This is a genomic window from Apibacter sp. wkB309 (assembly GCF_002964915.1).
GTDB lineage: Bacteria > Bacteroidota > Bacteroidia > Flavobacteriales > Weeksellaceae > Apibacter.
The window spans coordinates 1-683 of record NZ_PSZL01000016.1 but is presented as its reverse complement, the minus strand read 5'-3'; the positions used below and the strand labels follow the sequence as shown (position 1 = coordinate 683).

Here is a 683-nt window from a genome sequence, read left to right as displayed (position 1 = left end):
GGGCTTACTGTTAAGACCGAACAACTATCCGGCCCGTCAGGAATAATTACTACCCGTTATGCTTACGATGGCATCAATCAATTATTAGAAGTCATCGATACCGAGGGACAAATCACTCAATCGAAGTATGACTTAGCCGGAAGAAGAATTCAATTATCACATCCAAGTGCAGGAATTACCCGATTAAGTTACGATGCCTTAGGAAATGTAATAAGTCGTCAGACTTCCAACTTAGAAAAAACAAACCAAAAAATAGAATACGAATATGATTATACCCGATTAAAATCAATACATTATCCGGAACATCCTCAAAATAACGTTACCTACCATTACGGAAATAAAAACTCCAAATATAACCGAAAAGGAAGAATATCTTTAGTTGAAGATGCAACCGGAGCACAAGAGTATAAATACGGTACGTTAGGAGAAATCACTGAAGTACGCAGAACGGTTATAATACCTAATCAAGCAATCGCTACCTACGTAACCCAAACCAAGTACGACAGCTGGAATAAACTAGAGCAGATCATCTATCCGGATCAAGAAAAAGTAGATTATATCTATAATACAGCAGGGTTACTAACCGGAATAAAAGGAAGCAAGGCTTATAGCTATGACTATGTAAATAAAATAGGCTATGATAAATTCGAACAAAGAAATTATCTAAAATATTGCAACGGCTC

General features: G+C 36.6%; 1 protein-coding gene. It reads left to right on the top strand.

Annotated features, from left to right (window positions below; all coding sequences use genetic code 11):
• Positions 1 to 683: RHS repeat domain-containing protein (locus C4S75_RS05770; protein ID WP_221404063.1), on the top strand; the 683-nt coding region annotated here is incomplete at both ends.